The 22,660-nt window shown below is 64.2% G+C and carries 16 protein-coding genes; 9 read left to right on the plus strand and 7 right to left on the minus strand.

Annotation, left to right across the window (positions count from 1 at the left end; translation table 11 throughout):
- Window positions 1-229 precede the first annotated feature (229 nt).
- The 3 genes from D1012_RS15680 to D1012_RS15690 are packed head-to-tail and all read right to left on the minus strand — an operon-like array spanning window position 230 to window position 4,700.
- Window positions 230-1,108: a DMT family transporter gene (locus D1012_RS15680; protein ID WP_118154330.1), complete on the minus strand. Its 879-nt coding sequence runs from the start codon at window positions 1,106-1,108 to the stop codon at window positions 230-232.
- 6 nt (window positions 1,109-1,114) lie between these two features.
- On the minus strand, window positions 1,115-3,451 hold the full coding sequence (locus tag D1012_RS15685) for a PIG-L family deacetylase (protein WP_118154333.1): 2,337 nt from the start codon (window positions 3,449-3,451) through the stop codon (window positions 1,115-1,117).
- The gene (locus D1012_RS15690; protein WP_118154337.1) at window positions 3,444-4,700 is read right to left on the minus strand and encodes an ROK family transcriptional regulator; all 1,257 of its coding nucleotides are present in this window, start codon (window positions 4,698-4,700) and stop codon (window positions 3,444-3,446) included. The genes D1012_RS15685 and D1012_RS15690 overlap by 8 nt, the downstream gene beginning before the upstream one ends.
- Before the next feature lie 191 nt (window positions 4,701-4,891).
- Between D1012_RS15690 and D1012_RS15695 the strand changes: the two genes are divergently transcribed.
- From D1012_RS15695 to D1012_RS15720, 6 genes are read left to right on the plus strand one after another with little or no spacing between them, the layout of a single operon-like run.
- Window positions 4,892-6,145 carry an extracellular solute-binding protein gene (locus tag D1012_RS15695; RefSeq protein WP_118154630.1) on the plus strand — a complete coding sequence of 418 codons (1,254 nt, stop codon included), beginning with the start codon at window positions 4,892-4,894 and terminating at the stop codon, window positions 6,143-6,145.
- A gap of 12 nt (window positions 6,146-6,157) precedes the next feature.
- On the plus strand, window positions 6,158-7,093 hold the full coding sequence (locus D1012_RS15700) for a carbohydrate ABC transporter permease (protein ID WP_118154340.1): 936 nt from the start codon (window positions 6,158-6,160) through the stop codon (window positions 7,091-7,093).
- The gene (locus tag D1012_RS15705) at window positions 7,090-7,941 is read left to right on the plus strand and encodes a carbohydrate ABC transporter permease (RefSeq protein WP_199489527.1); all 852 of its coding nucleotides are present in this window, start codon (window positions 7,090-7,092) and stop codon (window positions 7,939-7,941) included. The genes D1012_RS15700 and D1012_RS15705 overlap by 4 nt, the downstream gene beginning before the upstream one ends.
- Window positions 7,942-7,943: 2 nt before the next feature.
- Window positions 7,944-9,452: an argininosuccinate lyase gene (argH, locus tag D1012_RS15710; RefSeq protein WP_233517149.1), complete on the plus strand. Its 1,509-nt coding sequence runs from the start codon at window positions 7,944-7,946 to the stop codon at window positions 9,450-9,452.
- The gene (locus tag D1012_RS15715) at window positions 9,452-10,483 is read left to right on the plus strand and encodes an ABC transporter ATP-binding protein (RefSeq protein WP_118154346.1); all 1,032 of its coding nucleotides are present in this window, start codon (window positions 9,452-9,454) and stop codon (window positions 10,481-10,483) included. The genes argH and D1012_RS15715 overlap by 1 nt, the downstream gene beginning before the upstream one ends.
- A complete protein-coding gene (locus D1012_RS15720) occupies window positions 10,480-11,544 on the plus strand; it encodes an ROK family protein (protein ID WP_118154349.1) in 1,065 nt (354 codons plus the stop codon). Before D1012_RS15715 ends, D1012_RS15720 begins: the two co-directional genes overlap by 4 nt.
- Window positions 11,545-11,604: 60 nt before the next feature.
- Here D1012_RS15720 and D1012_RS22505 read toward each other — a convergent pair whose 3' ends face one another.
- The 4 genes from D1012_RS22505 to D1012_RS15735 all read right to left on the minus strand — a co-directional run bounded on the left by D1012_RS22505 (window position 11,605) and on the right by D1012_RS15735 (window position 13,223).
- Complete coding sequence (locus tag D1012_RS22505) at window positions 11,605-11,784, minus strand: hypothetical protein (RefSeq protein WP_147335718.1); 180 nt, start codon at window positions 11,782-11,784, stop codon at window positions 11,605-11,607.
- Between the two features lie 131 nt (window positions 11,785-11,915).
- On the minus strand, window positions 11,916-12,212 hold the full coding sequence (locus tag D1012_RS15725; RefSeq protein ID WP_118154352.1) for a PRC-barrel domain-containing protein: 297 nt from the start codon (window positions 12,210-12,212) through the stop codon (window positions 11,916-11,918).
- A 229-nt stretch (window positions 12,213-12,441) separates the two neighbouring features.
- On the minus strand, window positions 12,442-12,714 hold the full coding sequence (locus D1012_RS15730) for a DUF2934 domain-containing protein (protein ID WP_118154355.1): 273 nt from the start codon (window positions 12,712-12,714) through the stop codon (window positions 12,442-12,444).
- Between the two features lie 209 nt (window positions 12,715-12,923).
- Complete coding sequence (locus D1012_RS15735; RefSeq protein WP_118154358.1) at window positions 12,924-13,223, minus strand: hypothetical protein; 300 nt, start codon at window positions 13,221-13,223, stop codon at window positions 12,924-12,926.
- Window positions 13,224-13,504: 281 nt separating this feature from the next.
- Here D1012_RS15735 and D1012_RS15740 point away from each other — a divergent pair, with 281 nt between their 5' ends.
- The 3 genes from D1012_RS15740 to D1012_RS15750 all read left to right on the plus strand — a co-directional run bounded on the left by D1012_RS15740 (window position 13,505) and on the right by D1012_RS15750 (window position 22,658).
- Window positions 13,505-14,914 (plus strand): hypothetical protein, encoded by a 1,410-nt coding sequence (locus D1012_RS15740; protein ID WP_118154361.1) that lies wholly within the window; start codon window positions 13,505-13,507, stop codon window positions 14,912-14,914.
- The gene (locus D1012_RS15745; RefSeq protein ID WP_199489528.1) at window positions 14,911-16,203 is read left to right on the plus strand and encodes a glycosyltransferase family 4 protein; all 1,293 of its coding nucleotides are present in this window, start codon (window positions 14,911-14,913) and stop codon (window positions 16,201-16,203) included. The genes D1012_RS15740 and D1012_RS15745 overlap by 4 nt, the downstream gene beginning before the upstream one ends.
- A 77-nt stretch (window positions 16,204-16,280) precedes the next feature.
- Window positions 16,281-22,658 carry a type I polyketide synthase gene (locus D1012_RS15750; RefSeq protein WP_118154363.1) on the plus strand — a complete coding sequence of 2,126 codons (6,378 nt, stop codon included), beginning with the start codon at window positions 16,281-16,283 and terminating at the stop codon, window positions 22,656-22,658.
- Window positions 22,659-22,660: the final 2 nt, after the last annotated feature.

Raw genomic sequence — 22,660 nt, forward strand, 5'->3', positions numbered from 1 at the left:
AGCACCCACGGCCCCTGCCGTGTCTTCCCTTTGCATGGCGGCCCCATTGCCGCCGCCCCCCAATCCTTTGCATGCGGCCGGGGGCGGGCCTCACGTCACAGATGGCGGGGCCATACAGGAAAATGGGGGCTTTGGGAAGCGGGCTGTTGCGCGGCGGGGTTTGCTGGTCAGGGGTGGTAACTGCCAATGCGGTGCGAAAGGCGCTTCCTCAAGCCGGTTGGATCAAGCGCTAGTCGCCGGGGCCGGAACCGGTGCCCGAGCGGGACCGATGTACGATGCGAAGGGCTGTGACGATGATTGCGATGCCTGCCAGCGTCGCAAGCGTTGGAGGGTCGTCAAAGAACAGCCAGCCCGCTGCCGTTGCCAGAACCAGCGCACCATAGGACAGCGGGGCCAGGACTGAGGCAGGGCTGAACCGATAGGCGCGCAGAAAGCAGAACTGACCGATTTGAGCGAGCAAACCGATTGCCAGAAGCCCCGGCAGATCCGCACCTTGGACCGGCACCCACATATGCCATGCAGGCCCCGCCGTCAGTACAAGCAGGCCTGCGACATAGAACAGCATCATGACCACCGCGCTTTCCTCGCGCAGCGCGCGGGTCTGGATGGCGGCCATCGACCCGAACAGCACAGCTCCGAACGCCGCCAGAAGACCAAGGCCGGGCAGCAAAGCAACCGGCCCGATCATCACCAGCACCCCGCAAAAGGCCAGTGCGGTGCCTGCCCAGACCCAAGGGGTCACCTTTTCACGCAGCAGGGTCACCGCAAGCAGCATGGTCACAGGTTGCCGGGTGAAAGAGATCGCGGTTACCAGCGCAAGCGGCAGGTTGGCCAGTGCCACAAAGTTGCAGGTCAGCGCCACGGCATTGCAGGCCACCCGACCTGCGTTGCGCCAGGGTTGGCGCATGGTGGTGAAATCGCGGCGGTGATGCCAGACCAGCGGCGCGATCAGGGCGCAACCGATCAGCGCGCGCAGAAACACAAGCTGCGCCGCAGGATAGGTGGCCCCCTGCAGTTTGACGATCACGGTCATGGCGGTGATCAGCACCATATCCGCAATCAGCCATGGGGCGCCTGCATAGTCGCTGGTGTCGGACGTGCCGCGCATCTGCGATCAGCCTGCGTGCTGGACCAGATTTGCGAGCAGGCGGAACGCGCCCGGCACCAGATGGTCGAGCTGATGGTGCAGCACTAGCGCGCAATGGCTGTGCCGCCCGGCCCCGATACGACCCGAGATCAGCGCGCCCTGCAAAGGGGCTTCGCCCGCATCATGCATCGCCAGCAGCGGCTGATACACAGTGTCCCACTCGCTGGCGAAGTAGATGCCGCGTTCCTTGTTCCAGTCCTCCCAATCGGCGGCGGTGATCCGGTTTGGCCCCGCCAGCAGCGGATGGTCGGGCAGCAGCATCGTGACCGGGGCATTTGGGTCTGTCACCCGCCAGCGCAGCGACGGGGTGCCCACCACAAGACGGCACGGCGGCGTCGTCTCGGGTTGCCAGCCCTGATCCGGGCGCTGGTACAGGGTGACCAGATGGCCGCCCCCGGTGACAAAGCGGTGCAGGGCCGGGATGGCAGCGACCAGATCGGGCCGGGTGCCAAAGGCGACGATCCCGATGACGACGGTGGTAAACCGGCTCAGGTCTTCGGCTGGGTCCAGCCGTGTCAGGTCGGTCACATCTGCCCCCATCCGGTTCAGCCAAAGGCCGACACTGTCGCCGCCGCCGCCGATATAGCCGATGCGGGCGTCGGGAAGCACCAGATCAAGCGCCAGAATGCGGAGAGTTTCCGGGGACAGGTAGCTGAAGGGCCCACTGTGGGGATAGCGCGCCTCGTACCGCCGCAGCGCCGGGCGGTTGCCGATGAAAGGGGTCAGGACATGCAGGCCCGGTGCGAGCGGCTGGGGCAGGGTGACGATGCCGTCCTGTACGGCAAATCCATCGGGCAGATCCCAGTCGGCACCCTCGGCACCACGCACCGCGATGACGTTTGGTGGATCGGCCAGCGGTATTACGAATGCCGCCGGATCAAGCGCCAGCACCCGCTCTGGCCCGATCTCCAGCGGGGATTCAAGGTCGTGCCGCGCGGTCATCGTGCGCCCATCGACGATGGCGGTGATCTGCAGGCTGGCAGAGCCGTTGCCCCCCAATGCAGACCAGCCCGGATGGAATTGCCGGGTAAAGGGGGCGTCGGGCGCGATGGTCAGGTCACATTGGTTCGGCGTGATGCCAGTTGCCGTAACGCCATGGGGCAAGGTGGGGGTAACTGTAACCGGATACGCAGGGGGCAGTGCCCATTGCCATGACAGCCTGCCGGTGGCCCCGGGAGACAGGCGGGCAGGGGTGGCAAAGGCGGCTGTTGGCATCAGGCGGGCCGCGAGCAGACAGGCCGTCTGTACCTCGGCCCGTTTTCGGCTGATCCGGTGGCCATGCGCCTGCGCAAAGCTGCCGCCGGTGTTTCCAGCCTGTTCGAGTGCCGCATCGGCCCGCACCAGCGCAGCCACGACCGCGTTGGCATCGGGAAAGGCCGCAATCGCCTCGGCAATGGCCTGTGCTGCCGGGCGCAGCGGGGCGGGGGCATCGGGCAGGGCGGCCAGATCGGACAGAGTGGCCGGCATACCGTCGGTGATCTGTGCCTCCGCCTCGCCAGACACCAGATGCAGGGTCCATGTCTCTTGCGGGACGGCGCGCCAATGGCCCATGCCTTGTGAGGCGTGGGAAAAGCGCGACTGTTCGCCAATATGATCCCAGGCCGCCCCGGTTGCGGGGTCGGCGCCATAGGCCTGTACTGTCAGCGTAGAGGGTGGCGGCGGCAGTTCGTCATCATAGGTGCCGCCCGCACCCGACCACGCCGGAAGGTAATATTTGGCAACGGTCCATGGCAGCAGCCCGTCGTCTGCGTGCTCGGGATGCGCCGATGGGTCTGCCGCCAGCCGCAGAGCGGTTTCGGCGGCCCGGCTCATGGCGCGGTGATGGCCGTGTTGACCTGGCACATCCAGAAAGGTCGGGATCACCACATCGGGCCGTTCCGCCCGGTAGGCGCGGACCAGCCGCTCGACAATCCGCGCCTCGCCCCAATGGCCAAAGGTGGCGTCGCCGTCCTTGGAGAAGCCGAAATCATGCACCGGATCGTCCGGGCCGTGGCCCAGCCAATGGATGTCGGCATCCAGCACCCGCACTGCTGCCTCCATTTCCGCCGAGCGCAGCACGCCAAGCGCGCCGCGCCGTTCGGGACCGAGTGCATTCTGCCCGCCTTCGCCACGGGTGGAGCAGGCCACCACCACCCGCATCCCAAGCCCAAGGCGCAGCCATGCCAGCAGCCCGCTTTGTTCGTCGTCGGGATGCGCGCCGGTGTTCATCACGGTGACCACCGAGGTCAGCCGAGACAGCGCGCGGTGCAGGCGCACAAGCGCGGGATCAGCCATCTGGCGTGCAATACGGTCACGGTCAGTCATGGGCGGCGATCCTTTGTGTCGGGGGCCCTGCCGTGGCCGTTGATCCGGGGCGCTGGGCGGCAGACGGGCCAGGGCTGGTGTCAAGTTTCGGGATGATGCTGTCGAAGAACGGCAAGGCGGCTGCCCCAAGTGCAGCGATCCAGTGCCCGGTTCGCCCCCGGATCACACGTGGCAACGGCCGGTTGCGCCGGTTTGCAACCGATGTGCCATAGGTCAGGCGTGTGATCAGGGCATCTATCACCGGATCGGGCAACTCACCGCCCAGAATGATGGTTTCGGGGTCGAGGATGTTTTCCAGCATCGTCACCACGGGCGACAGGTGCGCCGCCGCTTCCTCCAGCCAGTCCAGCAATGCCGGATGGCCCGCAGCCATCAGCGCCGTCAGATCGCCGGTGGCGTCCGCACCCAGACGCTCGCGCAGGGCATCCAGTGAGGCGTAGCGTTCCAGACAGCCCGCCTGACCACAGGCACAGGGGCGGCCACCGGGGGCGATGACGATATGGCCGATCTCACCCGCATTGCCAAAAGCGCCGCGCAGCGGTTGGGAATCGTGGATCATGCCAAGGCCGATACCACCGCTGAAATAGATCATGCAGAAATCTGAAAGCCCTTGCCCGGCTCCGAACAAGGATTCACCGACAGCGGCGGCGTTGGCGTCGTTTTCGATCACCACCGGCACACCGATCTGCGCCGCCAGAAGGCTGGTCGCGTCGATACCTGCCCAGCCGGGCAGTGTGGTTGGGCCCACACCTGACAGGCCCTCGATCTCGAACGGGCCGGGCATCACCACCCCCACCCCCAGCAGCGCTGCCGGAAACCGAAGGCGGATGGCGGCCACGTCGGAAACGATGCGGGGGATCAGCGCGCCGGGACCGGTGTCGCCAAGCGCGACCGAACTTTGTTCCCGGATCTGACCATGCAGATCCAGAACGATTGTCACCAGATGGCTGACCGAGATTTCAAAGCCGATGGTGATCGCGCCATCGGGGTTCAGGGCAAACTGTACCGGCGGCTGGCCCCGACCTGACCGCAGACGGCCCAGATCGACCAGCAGGTTTTCGGTCAGCAATTCGTCGATGATATTGGCCACTGCCTGCGTGGTCAGACGGGTCATGTCTGCTATCTGCTTGCGGCCCAGCTGACCGTGGCTGCGCAAAAGATCCAGCACAACCCGGCGGTTATGCGCCCGGCTGCGACCCGGATTTTTGCCTAGGGCGACTCTTTGACGGTCGGGTGTCACAGTGCTCATCGTGCGATTGCCTCTGCCATGGGAAAAAGCTGCACTGCCGAATAGATTAAGACAAGTAAATTATTTTATTGACTTGAGACAGATTCGTGACGACGCTGATCGAACTGCCGGATGCTTGCTTCCAGATGGCCAGTGACCGTCAGCCAGGGAAAATGCCGGCCTCACATGGCCAGGCCAACGGAGGTTCTGACATGCACAAAGGTATCCTGTTCGCTGGTCTGATGGCCGGTATAAGCCCCTTCACCGTCACCGCGGCTCAGGCGGTCGAGATTGAATACTGGCAGTACGTTTTTGAAACCCGCGTGAACGCTATGGATCAGCTGATTGCAGCGTTCGAGGCGGCCAACCCGGATATTACCGTCAAGCAGGTCACCTTCCCTTACGCCGACTACCAGACGCGTGTGGTTGCCGCCAACATGGCGCGGCAGGGGCCGGATGTGCTGCAGCTGTTCTACGGCTGGGCCGACCAGTTCATCGGTGGCAAGGTGATTCAGCCGCTGTCGCCCGATGCCTTTCCCCATGCCGAGATCGAGGCAGATTTCTTCCCGATTGTCAGTGCGATGAAGCGGGGCGATGACTATTATGGCCTGCCAACGGCGGTGCGCTCGCTGGCGCTGTTCTACAACAAGAACCTGATGACCGCCGCCGGGCTGGACCCGAACACGCCGCCGACCACGCTGGAAGAACTGGTGACACAAGCCAAGGCGATGACCGAAGTGGACGGTGCGGGCAATATGGCCACCGCAGGCATGACGCTGGACATGGCCGGGCAGGATCACCAGTGGTGGCGCGAAGTGCTGGTGCGCCAGTTCGGTGGTGCCCCTTATAGCGAGGATGGCGCGACGGTCACCTATAATGACGCGGCTGGTGCGGCGGCGTTGAAGTTCTACACCGATCTGCAGCTGGTCGAAAAGATCGGCCAGCGCGGCTTTATGGATGAAGGTCAGGCCGCGTTCCGTGCGGGCAAGGCCGGGTTTACCATCGACGGCACCTTCCGCCTTGGGTCGTTCCGAACCATCGAAGACTTCGAATGGGGTGTGACCGAGCTTCCTGCAAATGCCGAAGGCGTGCGCTCGAACTATGCCAGCTATTTCGCCAATGCCATCGGCGCCGGCGCGCAAGGCGAAGAGCTGGAGGCGGCACAGAAGTTTCTGGCCTACATCAGCTCGGAAGAGGCGATGCAGATCTGGTTGGATGTCGTTGGCGAGCTGCCGGCCCGTCGCTCTGCCGCGCTGACCGAAGCCAATCTGGCCAACCCGGTCTATGCGCCGTTCCTCAAGGGGCTTGAATACGCCCATACCACTTTGTTCGTGGATGAAGCCGCACAACGCCAGACCACCATCGACATGGCCAACCGCATTCTGATCGAGGGGCAGCCGGTGGAAGACTCTGTCGCGGCCGCAGCCGAGGCGGAACAGGCCATCCTTGACCGCGCCAAAAAGTAACGGTCAGCGGGGATGACAATGATGGAACCGGGGGTGCCGGACCGGCACCCCGACCGACCCCGCACATTCTGGACAATGCGCAGACGGCAATTGCTGTGGGTCTGGGGCTTTCTGGCCGTGCCGGTGCTGTTCTACGGCGTCATCCGGTTTTATCCGACGGGACAGGCGTTCTGGTTGTCATTGACCGACTGGGATCTGATGTCGGACCCGTCCTTTATCGGGGTTGAAAACTACACACGCCTGTTTGCTGATCCGCAGTTTGGCCGTGTGTTCCGCAACACTTTTGCCTATCTGATCATGGGCACGCCGATCAGCCTGATCCTGTCGTTCATCATCGCCTATGCGCTGGATCGGGTGCGCTTTGGCCATACTTTCCTGCGGGCGCTGTATTTCCTGCCGTTCATCACCACCGCCGCCGCAATGGCCTGGGTGTGGCGCTGGTTTTATCAGCCCGCGCCCATCGGGGTGATCAATGATTTCCTGTCAGGCTTTGGCATCCCGCAGATGGCGTTTCTGAACTCGACCACCTGGGCTCTGCCGTCAATCATGGTCACGGCGATCTGGGCGGGGTTGGGGTTTCAGATCATCATCTTCATGGCGGGGCTGCGCGCCATTCCCAACACCTATTACGAGGCAGCGCGCATCGACGGGCTGGGCGACTGGGCCATTCTGCGCCGCATCACACTGCCGCTGCTGAAACCGACAACGGTGTTTCTGGTGGTGTTCTCCTCGATCGGGTTTTTGCGGATCTTCGATCAGGTCTACAACATGACGACGAATGACCCCGGCGGGCCGCTCGGGTCGACCAAGCCACTGGTCTTGATGATCTATCAGACCGCGTTTTCATCCTATCAGATGGGCTATGCGGCGGCGCAGACCGTGGTGTTGTTCACCATCCTGCTGGTCGTGTCGCTGCTGCAGCTTTGGGTGTTGAGGGAACGGACATGACCACAGCCCCGACTGCCCCCGCTCTGGCCATGCCGCGCATCCGCCCCGGCCGTATCGTGATCTGGACGCTGCTGTTTCTGGGCGGGGTGATCATGGTGACGCCGTTGATCTTCATGTTCTCCACCTCGCTGAAAACCGCAGGGCAGGTCTATGACCTGCGGATGATCCCTGCTGCGCCGACACTGGACAATTATATCAAGGTGCTGTCCGACGGGCGCTTTCTGCGCTGGTTCTTCAACTCCACCATCATCGCGCTGACGGTGACGTTGTCGAACGTGTTTTTCGACAGCCTTGTCGGCTATACCCTGGCCAAGTTCCGGTTTCGCGGGCGGTATTTCGTGTTTCTGGCGATCCTGTCCACGCTGATGATCCCGACCGAGATGCTGGTGATCCCGTGGTATCTGATGTCGGCAGAGTTCGGCTGGCTGAACAGCTATTGGGGCATCATGTTTCCGGGCATGATGACGGCCTTTGGCACGTTTCTGATGAAGCAGTTCTTTGAGACGGTGCCCGATGACTTTCTGGAAGCGGCGCGGATCGACGGGCTGAACGAGTTCACCATCTGGTGGCGCATCGCGATGCCGCTGGTCACACCGGCGCTGTCGGCGCTGGCGATCTTTACCTTTCTGGGCAACTGGACCGCGTTTTTCTGGCCGCTGATCGTGACGACCAGTCAGGAGCTTTACACCCTGCCTATCGGCCTTTCGAGTTTTGCGGTGGAACAGGCGATCCAATGGGAAATGATCATGACCGGGGCCTCTCTGGCGACGCTGCCCACGCTCTTGGTGTTCCTGCTGCTGCAACGCTACATCGTGCGCGGTGTCATGCTGGCGGGTTTGAAAGGATGATGATGACTGATCCGAAGCTGTCCGACACCTCGCGCTTTCCTGATCCGGTGTACAAGGAAACGGTGCTGCGCCCGCTGTTTGACGGGGCAAAAACCCACCATGTCGATGGCTTTCGCCGCATCGACCGGGCGCATCTGGTGATGCTGGCCGAAACCGGCATCCTGCCGCGCGATGTGGCGGGGCGCATCGCGCGGGCGCTGGTTGCGATTGACGCGGAACTCGACCCGGCCACGCTGACCTATACCGGCGAGGTTGAGGATTTCTTTTTCCTGATCGAGCGTGAGCTGAAAGCCCGGCTTGGGCCCGATGATGCGGGGCGTCTGCACACGGCGCGGTCGCGCAATGACATTGACCACACGCTGTTCAAGCTGGCGCTGAAGGCGCGGCTGGATACGGCGCTTGCGCAGGCCCGTTCGCTGCTGGATGCGCTGATCACCACGGCCGAGCGGGAAAAGGCCACGCTGATCGTCGCCTATACCCATGGCCAACCGGCCCAGCCCACCACGCTGGGTCATTACCTGTCGGCGGCGATTGAGATCCTGATCCGGGATATCGAGCGGTTGCAGGCGGCGCGAGCGGTGGTCAACCTGTCGTCGATGGGGGCCGCGGCCATCACCACGTCGGGCTTTGCAGTGGACCGGGCGCGGGTCGCGCAACTGCTGGGGTTTGCCGCCCCACAGCGCAATTCCTACAGCTGCATTGCTGCGGTGGATTACATCACCGCCACCTATTCCGCGCTGGAGCTGACCTTTTTGCATCTTGGCCGGTTGATTCAGGATCTGCAATTCTGGACCGCGTTCGAGGTGGGACAGATCTATGTGCCCAATGCGCTGGTCCAGATATCGTCCATCATGCCGCAAAAGCGCAATCCGGTGCCGGTCGAACATATGCGCCATCTGTCCAGTCAGACGGTGGGCCGCGCCCGGGTGATGCTGGATATCATGCACAACACCCCGTTTACCGACATGAACGACAGCGAAGGCGAAAGTCAGGAAGCCGGCTATCAGGCGTTTGACAGCGCGGGCCGGGTGCTGCGCCTGCTGGCCGCCTTTGTGGCCCAGATGCAGGTCGATGGGGCGCGCGTCGCGCACAACATCCGCCGGTCCTGTATCACCATCACCGAACTGGCCGATACGCTGGTGCGGCGCGAGGGTCTGTCCTTTCGTCAGGCGCATGAGATTGCCGCCGATGTGGCGCGCGCTGTCGTCGCGGCGGGCAGCGACTTGCCGACGGGCGGCTATGCGCCGTTCTGCGCGGCATTCACGGCGGCCACCGGGCAGGCATCTGCGCTGTCCGAGGCCGATTTTCAGCACATGGTCTCGCCCGAATACTTCGTGTCGGTGCGTGACCGCTTTGGCGGTCCGGCCCCTGCGGCCCTGGCCGAGGCCCTGGCCGACTACCGCGCCCGATCTGACGGTTTTGCGGCCGAGGCTGCGGCCCATGCACAGGCCGAGGCACAGGCTGCCGATGCGCTTGCCCGATCCTTTCAATCCCTGGTGGAGGCTGCCTGATGGCGACCATTGCGCTGCGCAATCTGGTGAAATCCTACGGCAAGGCCGAGGTGATCCACGGCATCAATCTTGATATTGCTGATGGTGAATTTGTCGTGTTTGTTGGCCCGTCGGGTTGTGGAAAATCCACCACGCTGCGGATGATCGCGGGGCTGGAAGAGGTGTCGGGCGGGGACATCCTGATCGGCGATCAGGTGGTCAACGAGTTGGACCCAAAGCGGCGCAACATCGCGATGGTGTTTCAGAACTACGCGATCTATCCGCATATGAGTGTGCGTCAGAACATCGCCTTCGGGCTGTATACCTCGCCGCTGTCTCGTGACCAAAAGGATGCCCGCGTGACCGAGGCCGCCAAAATGCTTGGGCTGGAGGCGCTGCTCGACCGCAGGCCCGCCGCCCTGTCAGGGGGGCAGCGCCAGCGTGTCGCCATCGGTCGCGCCATGGTGCGCAATCCGGCGGCGTTTCTGTTTGACGAGCCGCTGTCCAACCTTGATGCGCAGTTGCGGGCGCAGATGCGGATCGAGATCAAGCGGCTGCACCAGCGGCTTGGCACAACCATCGCCTATGTCACCCATGACCAGATCGAGGCGATGACCATGGCCGACCGGATCGTGGTGATGCGCGACGGGCATATCCTGCAATCGGGCACGCCGACCGAAATCTACGACGCGCCGGTCGATGTGTTCACCGCGCAGTTCATCGGCAGCCCGTCGATGAACCTGTTGCCTGCGGTCGATGCAGGCGGGCGAATCGTGGCGCAGCCCGGCGGGCCGCTTCTGGTGGGTCTGCGCCCGCATGATCTGGTGGTGGGGGTGCCTGACGGCGCTTTCACGGTGTCGGGTGAGGTCACAGCGGTTGAACCGCTCGGCCACGAAACTCTGGTGCATTTTCTGGCCGAAGGCAGGCCGGTGACGGCAACCGCCCCGGCCCGGATGATCCCGGCTATTGGCGGCACGGTGCAGGCTTCGGCGGCGGCGGGGGCGCTCTATCTGTTCGATGCGGCCACCGAAAAGGCTATGGGGCGGCGGTGACCGCCGCCGGTGCTTCCCTGACCCGGCCGCACCTGTCTGCGGCGGCACGCAGCCAGCTTTTTGATCTGCTGACCGGCGACGAAGCCATCACAGTAGCGGGGGCTGGGGCGGCCGAGTTGGCACAGGCGGGATGGACCCAGTCCGGCCGGCTGCGCGCGGGCGCGGCCACTCTGCTGGGCTGCGATGTGGGTGGGACCAAGGTGCATTCAGTCCTCACCGATCTGGAGGGCCGTTGTCTGGCCGAGGTCTATGAGGCCACTGACCCGAAAGGTGGTGCCGCCCTGATGGCGCAGCTTCTGCGGCACCGGGAAAAGCTGCTGGCAAAAGCGGGCGCAGGGCCGTTGATGGCTGCGGGCATCGGCATTCCAGGCGTGGTGGACCCGAAAACCGGCCATGTCAGCCGGATGCCCAACATCACTGGCCTGAATGAGACCAATCTGGCGGCACGTTTGTCGGGCGTCCTGGGTGTGCCGGTTGCGGTCGAGAACGATGTGAACCTTGCCGTGCAGGGAGAGTATTGGTTGGGCCATCGCGCCGGTTGCATGGCCTTTCTGGCCCTTGGCACCGGAATTGGCCTGGGTCAGATCGTGAATGGGCAACTTTTGCGCGGCGCAAACGGCGCTGCGGGTGAGGCGGCGGTGTTGCCGATTGGAGCAAACCCGTTTGACGCTGCGACCTTTGCCACCGGGGCGCTTGAAAGCACAGTGGGCTCTGCGTCACTTGTTGCCGCGTACGAGGCTCTGGGCGGCACACCGGGACAGACAGTGCGCGACCTGTTTGCGTCGGATGATCCGCGGTTCTGCGGCCTGCTTGAGGGTGTTGCCGAACGGCTGGCCTTGGCGGTGCTTTCCGTCGCGGCTATCACCGACCCGGATATCGTGGTTTTTGGCGGCAGTGTCGGACAACGGCCAGAGCTTGTTGCCCGCGTGTCAGAACGATTGCGGCAGTTGCCCGTTTCCATGCCGGACTGCCGGGTGACCCGTCTGGGCAACAAAGCAGGGGTTCTGGGGGCTGTTTGGCTGGCCCGCCAGAAACTCGCCGCCAGTCTGCGTGTGGGGTGATAGTTCGGGTCCAAGTCTGCAAAACGGAGGCAGGCAGGTGCCTGCCCCGCTATCGTATTGTCAGCTATGAACCGGCGGTGTGACTTCGCCCGGTTGCGGAGGGATCGGATCCTGCGCCGGGATCGGCTCAGGATCGGGCATCGGATCGGGAAACGTATCCGGGTTCGGTTGGTCTTCGGGCTGAGGGATCGTGTCGGGCGGCAGATCCATCGGCGGACGGCTGGCACTTTGGTAAAGCATGATCCTGTTCCTTTGCATGTGTCGTGGCATCCGGTATCAACGCGAAACGCTGCAGGCTTGTTCCCATGTTATTCGGCGAAGCTCAGCCGGGGTTCATCGGCTCTGTGCCAATCGCGCACCTTGGCCCCGCCCTAGTCGTGGTGTTCGGGCAGATCCTTGATCTGATCCTTCGTCCAGGATGTTACTCCATGCACAATGCCCGACCCGTCGCGCATCAGGCGCAGCTGATCCAAACTGAGCAAGACCGGTTTGGCACCGATGCCAAGAAAGCCACCGACATCAATGACCACCTCTTTGGCCCTGCCGATCCCGTGCAGATGCGAGATGGTGCCGATCTTTTCATCTTCCGGGCCGTAGACCGGGGCATCGGCCAGAATGGCATTGGTATATTCGGTGCTGTTCAGCGGGGTGTGTGTGCTGTGATCCAAGTTCAGCCTCCTTTGGCATCAGGGTAAAGTCGTCCCGGAAAATACGACAGAAGCTCGGTTGCCGATGCGTTGACCACAGTGGGAAATCGGGAAAACCACCGCGTTCTTCATGCCAATACGCCCTATAGACCTGCCGGGGACTCTCCACCCTATGAACCCCGCATATGCCAAGGTGTTCCCGTGCGATGTGCTTTGAACCCGAAGGTGACCGGCAAAACTGTGGCTGCGATCACTCCGGTACACAGGCCTTGAGCTGCCGAAGCGTGGGCGGGGCCGGGTTTGAATCGGGGCTCTGGTCGGTATCAGGGGTGGCGGTAGCGTTGGCGACAACGGTTTGCTGCATGGCACGGATATCTCCGGCCTCCAGCCCATAGGCATCTTGCGCTGCAATCTCGATCTGCGCCTGCAACCAGGTGTCTGCGTCGCGCCCCTCGGGGCAACCCATGGCCTGCCAGATTTCATAGGCGCGAACCCGTATGCGGTCTTCTTCACTCTCGGTCATCTGACTGGCGCTCCCTTGGCCTAAGATTGCGGCTCATGCGGGATAAACCGCTTGCAGGCCATGAATGTTCCCGCACGGCCGGGACTTTCCGAAGATCATACACGCCGACGAGCGGAGAAGTCTGCCGTGTGTCGGGGTCGGTCGGCGGGTTAGGCCCTAGGATCGGGATGCCGCGTCCTGCCAGCGGGCAGGGTTGTCAATGGCGCGGATCAGTTCAGATCGGACCCGTGCAGGATGAGGGTCAGCACCAGTACGGCCAGCCCCACAACGGCCAGGGCAAACGCCCGCAATGATGCCTTGCGGTCCCGTCTCCCCAGCCCGGCGAGCCCGGCGCCGACGATCCAGCCCCCGCTGAGCAGAGTCAGCAGCCAGCCATAGACAAAGGGCCCCAGATCATATCCCCCGCCCCCGACCGAAGGAGTCTCTGGTCCGCCGTGCAGCAGCCACAGCAGCAGTGCGGCAACAGTGCCAAGCAAGGTCAGCCAGATCAGAAATGCGCGCTGTGACATGGGTTCCCCCTGAAAGACCGGCTCGCCCCCTGAAGGGAGAGGCGCAGGGCTGATGATGGCAAGTGCTCATGGCCTACCTTGCTGTTTGATTGTGCAGTGAAATTCGTCTGGCAGCAAGGAGCAGCATTTACCCCCGCGGCTCCGATCCGTTTGCAGAGGTTGGTGCAGGTATCGCCCCCCACCTGCCGCATTCCCGGCAACATCTTGCCGCCATGAGGTGCCAAGACAGCGCCACCGATCCATGTTATCGCCTGATCCCGGAGAGTGACAGCCGCACGCCTATGCCTGATGCAAACACGCTTGCCTATCTGATGCTGGCCATATGGCCGGTGGTTTCGTGGATGTTTTTCACGAAGATGGCGCCGGCACGTGCGCTGATCTGGACGGTTCTTGGGGCCTATATGCTGCTGCCCCCGGTGGTGGCGCTGGATCTGCCACTGGTGCCCGATATCGACAAGGATGCGGCGGCTGGTCTGGCGGCGCTGGCGGCGGTGCTGTTCTTGCTGCGCGAGCGGTTCGGGCTGTGGCCGGAGTCATGGCTCGGGCGCGGGTTGATCGTGCTGTATATCCTGAGCCCCTTTGCCACGGTGCTGACCAACCGTGATGCGATCTGGTTTCCGGGCGCGACCCTGCCGGCGCTGCGGATCTATGACAGTCTTGCAGTCGTCGGCAATCAGTTCATTGCGCTGATCCCGTTCTTTCTGGCACGCCGGTTTCTGTCCGGGCAACAGGCGATGCGGGCGATGCTGGTGGCGCTGATGGCGGCGGGTCTGATCTATTCGCTGCCGATGCTGATCGAGGCGCGGCTGTCGCCGCAGCTGAACTTGATGGTTTACGGGTTTTTCCAGCATGATTTCAGTCAGGCGATCCGCTTTGGCGGGTTCCGGCCCTTTGTGTTCATGCCGCACGGGCTGTGGGTCGCGTTCTTTGCGATGATGTGTTTCATCGCGTCGGTGACGCTGTTCCGGATCGGGCCTGCGGCGGCGCGGCCACGGTATCTGATCATTGCGCTTTATCTGCTGGTGGTGCTGCTGTTTTGCCGCAGTGCCGGGCCGGTGGTTTATGCGATGGGGCTGGTGCCGGTGGTGATGGTGCTGCCGCGCCGGGTTCAGCTGCTGGTGGCCGGGGCGATTGTGGCGGTGGTGATCAGCTATCCGCTGCTGCGCGGCCTGCATCTGGTGCCTGTGGACGAGATCATGCGCTTTGCCATGGGGCTGAACCCCGAGCGTGGGGCCTCGTTGCAGTTCCGTATCCTGAATGAAGAGCTGCTGCTGAATCGCGCGGCAGAGAGGCCTTGGTTTGGCTGGGGGCTGTACGGGCGCGGGTTGCTGCATGACCCGATGACGGGCGAGATCAATGTGATTGCCGATGGCGGCTGGATCATCACGCTGGGTACTTTCGGCTGGGCGGGGTATATTGCCGCCTTCGGTTTGCTTGCCCTGCCTGTGGTGCTGATGGCGCGTGAGGCAGTGCGCCAACCCTCTGCCGCGTTGTCGCCGTTTGCCTGTGCGGTGACCCTGATCCTGGCGGTGAACCTGTTCGATCTGCTGCCGAATGATACGCTGATCCCGTTCACCTGGCTGATGGCGGGGGCGGTTCTGGGCCATGCCGAGGCGTTGCGGGGGGCATGGAAGACAGCAAAGCGCGAAGAAAGCGTCGTTGCGCTGAGACCGGGAAGGACCGTGATATGAGCAACGTGTTCCGCCCGCGTGTGCTGCTGCTGGCAGAGGCGGCAAACCCGGAATGGGTCTCGGTGCCGCTGGTCGGCTGGTCGCTGGTGCGGGCGCTCGCAGGGGTGGCCGATGTGCATGTCGTGACCCAGGTGCGCAACCGTGATGCTTTCCTGCGCGCGGGGCTGGTCGAGGGCGTCGATTTCACCGCCATCGATTCCGAGGCGCTGGCGCGGCCCTTGTGGAAGTTGGGCAGCTTTCTGTCAGGCGGGCGCGGTGGCTGGACCATACAGCAGGCGGTGGCGACGATCAGCTACCCCTATTTCGAGCATCTGGTCTGGAAGCACTTTGGCGCGGACATCCGCGCCGGGCGCTATGATCTGGTGCACCGCGTCACCCCGCTGTCGCCGGTGCAGCAAAGCCCGATTGCGGCGAAATGCCGGGCGGCCGGGGTGCCTTTCGTGCTGGGGCCGATCAACGGCGGCGTGCCTTGGCCCAAGGGCTTCGAGGCCGAGATGAAGCGTGAGCGCGAATGGCTGTCAAAGGTGCGTGGCCTCTACCGTGCTTTGCCGGGGCGGCGGGCCACCCTTCGGGCCGATGCGATCCTTGCCGGCTCGCGCCAGACCTTGCGCGACATCCCGGCGCAGCACCACGCCCGTGTGATCTATCTGCCTGAAAACGCCATCGACCCCGCCCGGTTCAACGCCGTTGCGGTGCATGGCGGGCCGGGACCGATGCGGGCGTGCTTTATCGGGCGGCTGGTGCCGCTGAAGGGCGTCGACATGCTGGTCACAGCGGCAGCACCGCTGCTGCGTCAGGGCAGGCTGGTGCTGGAGATCATCGGCGATGGCGACATGATGGAGGCGTTGCGCGCGCAGGCGACCGAATTTGGCGATGCGGTCCGGTTCCACGGCTGGAAACCGCATACCGAAGTGCAGGATATCGCCGCACGCTGCCAGCTTCTGGCCTTTCCGTCGATCCGCGAATTTGGCGGCGGTGTGGTGCTGGAGGCGATGGCACTGGGCCTTGCGCCCATCGTTGTGGATTACGCGGGCCCGGCCGAGCTGGTGACTGACGCGACCGGCTGGAAGGTGCCGATCACCGGGCGCGATGGTGTGATTGCGGGGCTGTCTGACCGGCTGGCCTGGTGCGTGGACCACCCTGAACAGGTGGCCGCCAAGGGCCATGCGGCACGGGCGCGGGTGCAGGAGCTGTTTACCTGGGAACGCAAGGCGGCGCAGATTTTACAAATTTACAATTGGGTGCTGACACCGGGCCTGCCAAAACCAGACCCGTTCGGGCAGGATTAAGGCGGCCCCGGTTCCTTATTTTGGTCAAGTTTGATACATAGATAAAGGGCCACCTTTGCCTGCCGAGTATTTCCCACATGCCCGATTCCCTGTTGCCAGTTGAGCTTTCCGATACCGACATTGCGATTGTCGGCATGGCCGCGCATTTGCCAGGAGCCGGGGATATTGAGGCCTATTGGCGCAATCTGCGCGACGGGGTTGAATCGATCCGGGTGCTGGATGAGGCGGCGTTGCTGGCGGCGGGGGAATCTGCGGCCCGGATGGCAAAGCCCAATTATGTGCCTGCAGCCGCAGTGCTCGACGGGTTTGAGACTTTTGACGCCGAGTTCTTCGGCTTTTCGCCGAAAGAGGCCGCGATCCTTGACCCGCAGCACCGGCAGTTCCTTGAGGTGGCTTGGGAGGCGCTGGAAAACGCCGGCCATCCGCCAGAGCGCTTTCCCGGCCCGGTCGGCGTCTGGGCTGGCTGCGGCATGGGATCGTACTTCTACTTCAACCTGTGCTCGCACCGCGATCTGGTGGACCAGACCGGCATGTTCCTTTTGCGCCACACCGGCAATGACAAGGATTTTCTGGCCACCCGCGTCAGCCATATCCTTGACCTGAAGGGGCCGAGCATCAACGTGCAGACGGCCTGCTCCACGTCGTTGGTGGCGGTGCATTACGCGGCGCAGGCGCTGCTGAACGGCGAATGCGACATGGCGCTGGCGGGCGGTGTCACCATCGAGTTGCCGCATGCGCGCGGCTATCTGTATACCGAGGGTGAAATCCTGTCGCCCGACGGTCATTGCCATGCCTTTGATCACCGGGCGCAAGGCACGGTGTTCGGCTCCGGCGCGGGCTGCGTGGTGCTACGCCGGGCGAAAGATGCGGTGCGCGATGGCGACCATATCTGGGCGATCCTCAAGGGATCAGCGGTCAACAATGACGGCGCGGCCAAGGCGGGCTATCTGGCCCCCTCGGTCGATGGTCAGGCCCGCTGCATCGCCGAGGCGCAGGCGGTAGCGGGGGTTTCTGCCGATACGGTGACCTATGTCGAATGCCATGGAACCGGCACCTATCTGGGCGACCCGATTGAGGTTGCGGCGCTGACGGCGGCGTTTCGTGAGACCACCGATGCGGTGGGGTCGTGCCGGATCGGTTCGGTCAAGACCAACATCGGCCATCTGGACACGGCGGCAGGTGTCGCCAGCCTGATCAAAGTGGCACTGGCGTTGCATCACCGGGAATTGCCGCCTTCACTGGGCTATGAGTCCCCGAACCCGGCGATCGACTTTGACTCCTCGCCGTTCCGGGTCAATGACCGGCTGACTCCGTGGCAGGCTCCGGTGCTGCGGGCGGGGGTGAATTCGCTGGGCGTGGGCGGCACCAATGCCCATGCGGTGCTGGAGGTGGCGCCTGAGCGCGTGCCCTCGGCGGAAAGTGACTGGCCATTCCAGCCGCTGGTGCTCTCGGCGCGGACCAAGGGCGCGCTGGAGGCAGGTGCGGCCCGCCTGGCGACGCATCTGCGCACCCATCCCGACCAACCGCTGGCCGATGTGGCCTGGACGCTTAAAGAAGGCCGCCGCGCCTTTGACAAGCGTCGGGTGCTGGTGGCCGACAGCCACGCGGCGGCGGCAGAGCTGCTGGATAGCAACGATCCGCGCCGGGTGTTCACCCATGACTGGCTGGGCGACGACCCGCAGGTGGTGTTCATGTTCCCCGGCGGCGGCGCGCAATATGCGGGCATGGCGCGCGATCTCTATGAAACCGAGCCGGTGTTTGCCGACTGGATGGATCGCGGCCTCGCGGTGCTGCAGCCAAAGCTGGATTACAATATCCGCGCGCTCTGGCTGCCCGCACCGGGGGCAGAACCCGCCGCATCCGAGGCACTGAAAAAGCCGTCTGCCCAGCTGCCGCTGATCATGATCACCGAATACGCGCTGGCCAAGCTGTTCGAGAGCTGGGGGGTGACCCCCACCGCGCTGGTCGGTCATTCGATGGGCGAAAACACCGCCGCTGCGCTGGCCGGAGTGATCAGCTTCGAAGACTGTATCGGCCTCGTCCACCTGCGCGGCACGCTGTTCGATACGATCGCGCCCGGCGGGATGTTGTCGGTCCCGCTGTCGGAAGCAGACCTGCGCAGCACACTCACGCGGCTTGGTTTTCATCTTGGTGAAAATACTCAAAAGGCCACCGCCCCGCTGGACATCGCGTCCATCAATGCGCCCGACCTTTGCGTTGTCTCCGGCCCCGATGCCATGCTTGCGGCACTTGCGGAAGAGCTGACGGCCGAAGGCGTCGAGACCCAGCGCATCGCCATCGACATCGCCGCGCATTCCGCGATGTTAGAGCCGATTCTGGCGCAATTTGGGGCTTACCTGCGCTCCATCCCGCTGCACCCGCCGACCCTTCCGATCATCTCCAACCGCACGGGTCTGGAACTGACCCCACAGCAGGCGACCAATCCCGACTACTGGGTGCAGCACCTGCGCGGCACGGTGAATTTCCGCGCCTGCATGGCGCATCTGATGGCGGAACCGGGGCGCGTTTACATGGAAATGGGGCCGGGGCGGGCGCTGTCGTCGCTGGCGCAGGCCAATGGCGTGGCCTCCGGTCAGGTCATCCCGGCCCTGCGCCACCCCGAGCAGAAAATGGCGGATGACGCCTGGCACATGGTCACGCTGGCGCGGCTTTGGGCTTGCGGCGTGGCGGTGGATTGGCAGCCAGTCTGGGGCGAGGGCCCGCGTAAGCGGGTGCCGTTGCCGGGCTATGCCTTTCAGCGCAAACCCTATTTCATCGCCCCCGCCGAAGGGCAGACCGTGCAGGCTGACCCGCTGCCGATGCGGATCGACGATCTGGCCGGTTGGGGCTGGCGGCCGCACTGGCGCTCCGTCGCGGCGGGGTTTGATCTGGATGACCTGGCTGAGATTGCGCCAGAGACTTGGCTGATCTTCCTTGATGACACCGGGCTCTGTGCGGCGGTTGCCGATCAGCTGGCCGGGGCGGGGCATCGTGTGGTGCGCGTCCGGGCGGGCGATGCCTTTGCCCGCGATGCGCAAGGCGATTACCGGCTGTCGCCAGAGCGCGGGCGTGAAGGCTACGACAGCCTGATCCGCGATCTGGTAGCACGCGGTCTGGCTCCCAGCCGGATCATCCACGGCTGGCTGGTGACCGGCAAGGAAAGCTTCCGCCCCGGCTCCAGCTTCCTGCACCGCAACATCGAGCAGGGCTTCTATGCGCTGCTGTTTCTGGGTCAGGCTTTGGCCGAGGAAAACCTGCCGCGCCCGATCCGCATCACGGTAATGACGACAGGGGCGGCGCAGGTAAAAGGCGAGCCTCTGGCCTATCCCGAAAAAGCCATGGTGCTTGGCCCGGTGCGGGTGATCCCGCGTGAGGTGCCGGGGGTGCTGGTGGGCACTCTGGATATTGGCCCGGGCGACGCGGCAGACGTGGTGCTGGAAGAGGTGCTGTCGGACCAGCTGACTATAGCCGCCTGGCGCAAGGGGCGGCGTTATGAATCTGGCGTCCGGGCGGTTCCCTTGCCCGAGGGCGGGTTCGATTTGCCAAAGGGCGCGCATGTCCTGATCACCGGCGGCTTTGGCGGCATCGGACTGACCGTGGCCGAAGATCTGATCCGGCGCTTTGGCGTGAAAATCACCCTGATCGCCCGGCGACCCTTGCCCGAGCGGGGTTTGTGGCCTGCGTTGCTCGCCAAGGCCAGTCCCGATGACCCGCTGGCGCGGCGCATTCTGGCGCTGCAACGGCTGGAAGGTCTGGGCGGCGAGGTGCTGGTGGCCCGCGCCGATGTGGCCAATGTTGATGAAATGCAGGTGGCAAAGACCGCGGGTGAGGTGCGCTTTGGTCCGGTGCATACCGTGATCCACGCGGCGGGCGTGGTCGATGACGGCCCGCTGATGGTCAAGACCCCGGCCGAGGTCGAAGAGGTCTTCGCGCCAAAGCTGCACGGCACGCAGGTTTTGGAGCGGCTGTTCCCCGACGGCACGATTGTGTTTCTGGTGTTGTTTTCGTCCACCTCGACGGTGACCGGACCTGCGGGGCAGATCGACTATGTGGCGGCGAATGAATACCTCAACGCCTATGCCAAGCACCGGGCGGGCGGAAAGACCAAAGTTGTCGCGCTGAACTGGGGCATCTGGCAGGGCGTCGGCATGGCCGCCGAGGCCGTCGCCGACCGCGCCGGGCGGGTCGAATCCCCACGCCTTCCCATTCACGCGCCAATGCTGGATGAGTCCGGGTTTGACCGCGATGGCAACCGGGTGTTTCACGCGACATACGGGCTGGACCGCTGGGTTCTGGACGGCCACCGCACCAAAGACGGCACTGCGCTGATCCCCGGCACCGGCTATCTGGAGGTGATGGCGGAAGCCTGGGCTGCGCAGGGCGAAAGTGCCGGATTTGAAATCCGCGATCTGACATTCTTCCGCGCCTTGGACGTGGGGACGGAACCGCGCCCGGTGCGGGCGCGGATGCAGCGCAGCGAGGAGGGCTACGGGTTCGACCTGCACTCTGCCCTCACAGCAAAGGGCCGCACCGGCTGGCTGCTGCACGCCTCTGCCCGGATGCTGCCCTTGACCGGAACGCCGCCGCGCATGGATGTGGCCGCGATTGCGGCGCGGTTGCCGGAGCCAGAGGTCGGCGAGGGGTTGGCCAGCCCGCAAGAGGCGCATCTGAATTTCGGCCCGCGTTGGCGGGTGCTGTCACAGCGCAGCATCGGTGCGGGCGAAGGGCTGGCGCATCTGGCCTTGCCAGAGCCGTTCAAGCGCGAGCCCGATCAGGGCTGGCGCATCCATCCGGCGCTGATGGATCTGGCGACGGGCTGGGCGATGGGGCTGATCGACGGCTATCAGGCCGATCACCTGTGGGTGCCGGTGTCCTACGCAAGCGTCAGGGTCTACCGGCCACTGCCCGCGCACATTGTCAGCCACATGCGCAACGCCGGGGCCAATAGCGCCGCGCGCGGGACGGCGGTGTTTGACGTGACGCTGGCCACGCCAGAGGGCGAGGTCTGTATCGAGGTAAAGGGCTTTACGATTCACCGGCTGGAGGGCGGGCTGAAACTGACTCCGCCCGACCCGCGCAGCCTTGAATTTGAAGACACGCAGACCAGGGCCGCGTCCCCCGCCGAGGAACGCTTGCTGCATGCCTTTTCGCAAGGCATCCGCCCCGCCGAGGGGGCGATGGCCTTTGGCCGCGCGGTGGCACTGGGGCAAAGTCAGATCATCGTCTCATCGCTGGACCTGCCCGCGCTCATCCGTGCCGCGGCGGTGGTCGAGGCGGCGCGCAGTGAGGGCACCAGCTTTGAACGCCCCGATCTGGACAGCGATTATGTCGAACCGCGCAATGATATCGAACGCACGCTGGTGGGCTTCTGGCAGGAATTGCTGGGGGTGGCAAAGATCGGGGTCGAGGACAGTTTCTTTGACCTTGGCGGCCATAGCCTGATCGCGGTGCGGCTGTTTGCGATGGTGAAAAAGGCTTATCGCGTCGATTTCCCGATCTCGGTGCTGTTCGAGGCCCCGACGATTGCGGCCTGCGCCGCGCTGATCGAAGACCAGATCGGCCCGCAGGAAAGTGGCGCGGCCAAGCCGGAGGTGGCTCGGGTTGCGCAGCGCCGGTTCACCCATATCGTGCCAATGCACCGGGGCGAAGGTGGGGCGAAGACGCCGTTTTTCCTGGTGGCGGGCATGTTCGGAAATGTGCTGAACCTGCGCCATCTGGCGCAGCTTCTGGGCGGCGACCGGCCGTTCTATGGCTTGCAGGCGCGGGGGCTTTATGGCGATGCAGCGCCGCACTCCGATTTTGTGACGGCAGCGCAGGATTACATCGCCGAAATGCGGCAGGTGCAGCCGCATGGCCCCTATCTCTTGGGCGGGTTTTCAGGCGGCGGGTTGATCGCCTTGGAAATCGCACGGCAGCTGGAAGCGGCAGGGGAGTCGGTGCCGCTGGTCGTGCTGCTGGATACGCCGGTGCCCTTGCGGCCCACGCTGTCAAAGCGCGACAAACTGATGATCCGGGCGGCGGAGCTGCGGGCCGAGGGACCGGCGTTCCTTACCCGCTGGTGGCGCGAAAAACAGGCGTGGAAGCAGGCGCAGGGCGCGGTGTCTGAGGATGACGGCGCATTCCACAATCAGGCAATCGAGGCAGCGTTCCGCGCGGCCTTGCCTGTGTACGACATGGCCCCGCGTCAGGGGACGGTGGTGCTGTTCCGCCCGCCGCTGGACAGGCGCTGGCAGGTGACGGGCGGGCGCTGGGTGAGTGCGGCGCGCGAGTTTGTGGTGCCTGACAATGACCTGACCCGGTTTGCCCCGGCGCTGGAGGTGATCGAGGTGCCGGGGGATCACGACTCCATGGTTCTGGAGCCGAATGTGCGGGTGCTGTCGGCCCGGATGCGCGCGGTGATCGCGGCGGCCGAGGGGCCTGCGCCGGTGACGCGGCTGGCTCAGGCGGCGGAATAGCC

The organism is Pseudotabrizicola alkalilacus (genome assembly GCF_003443995.1).
GTDB lineage: Bacteria > Pseudomonadota > Alphaproteobacteria > Rhodobacterales > Rhodobacteraceae > Pseudotabrizicola > Pseudotabrizicola alkalilacus.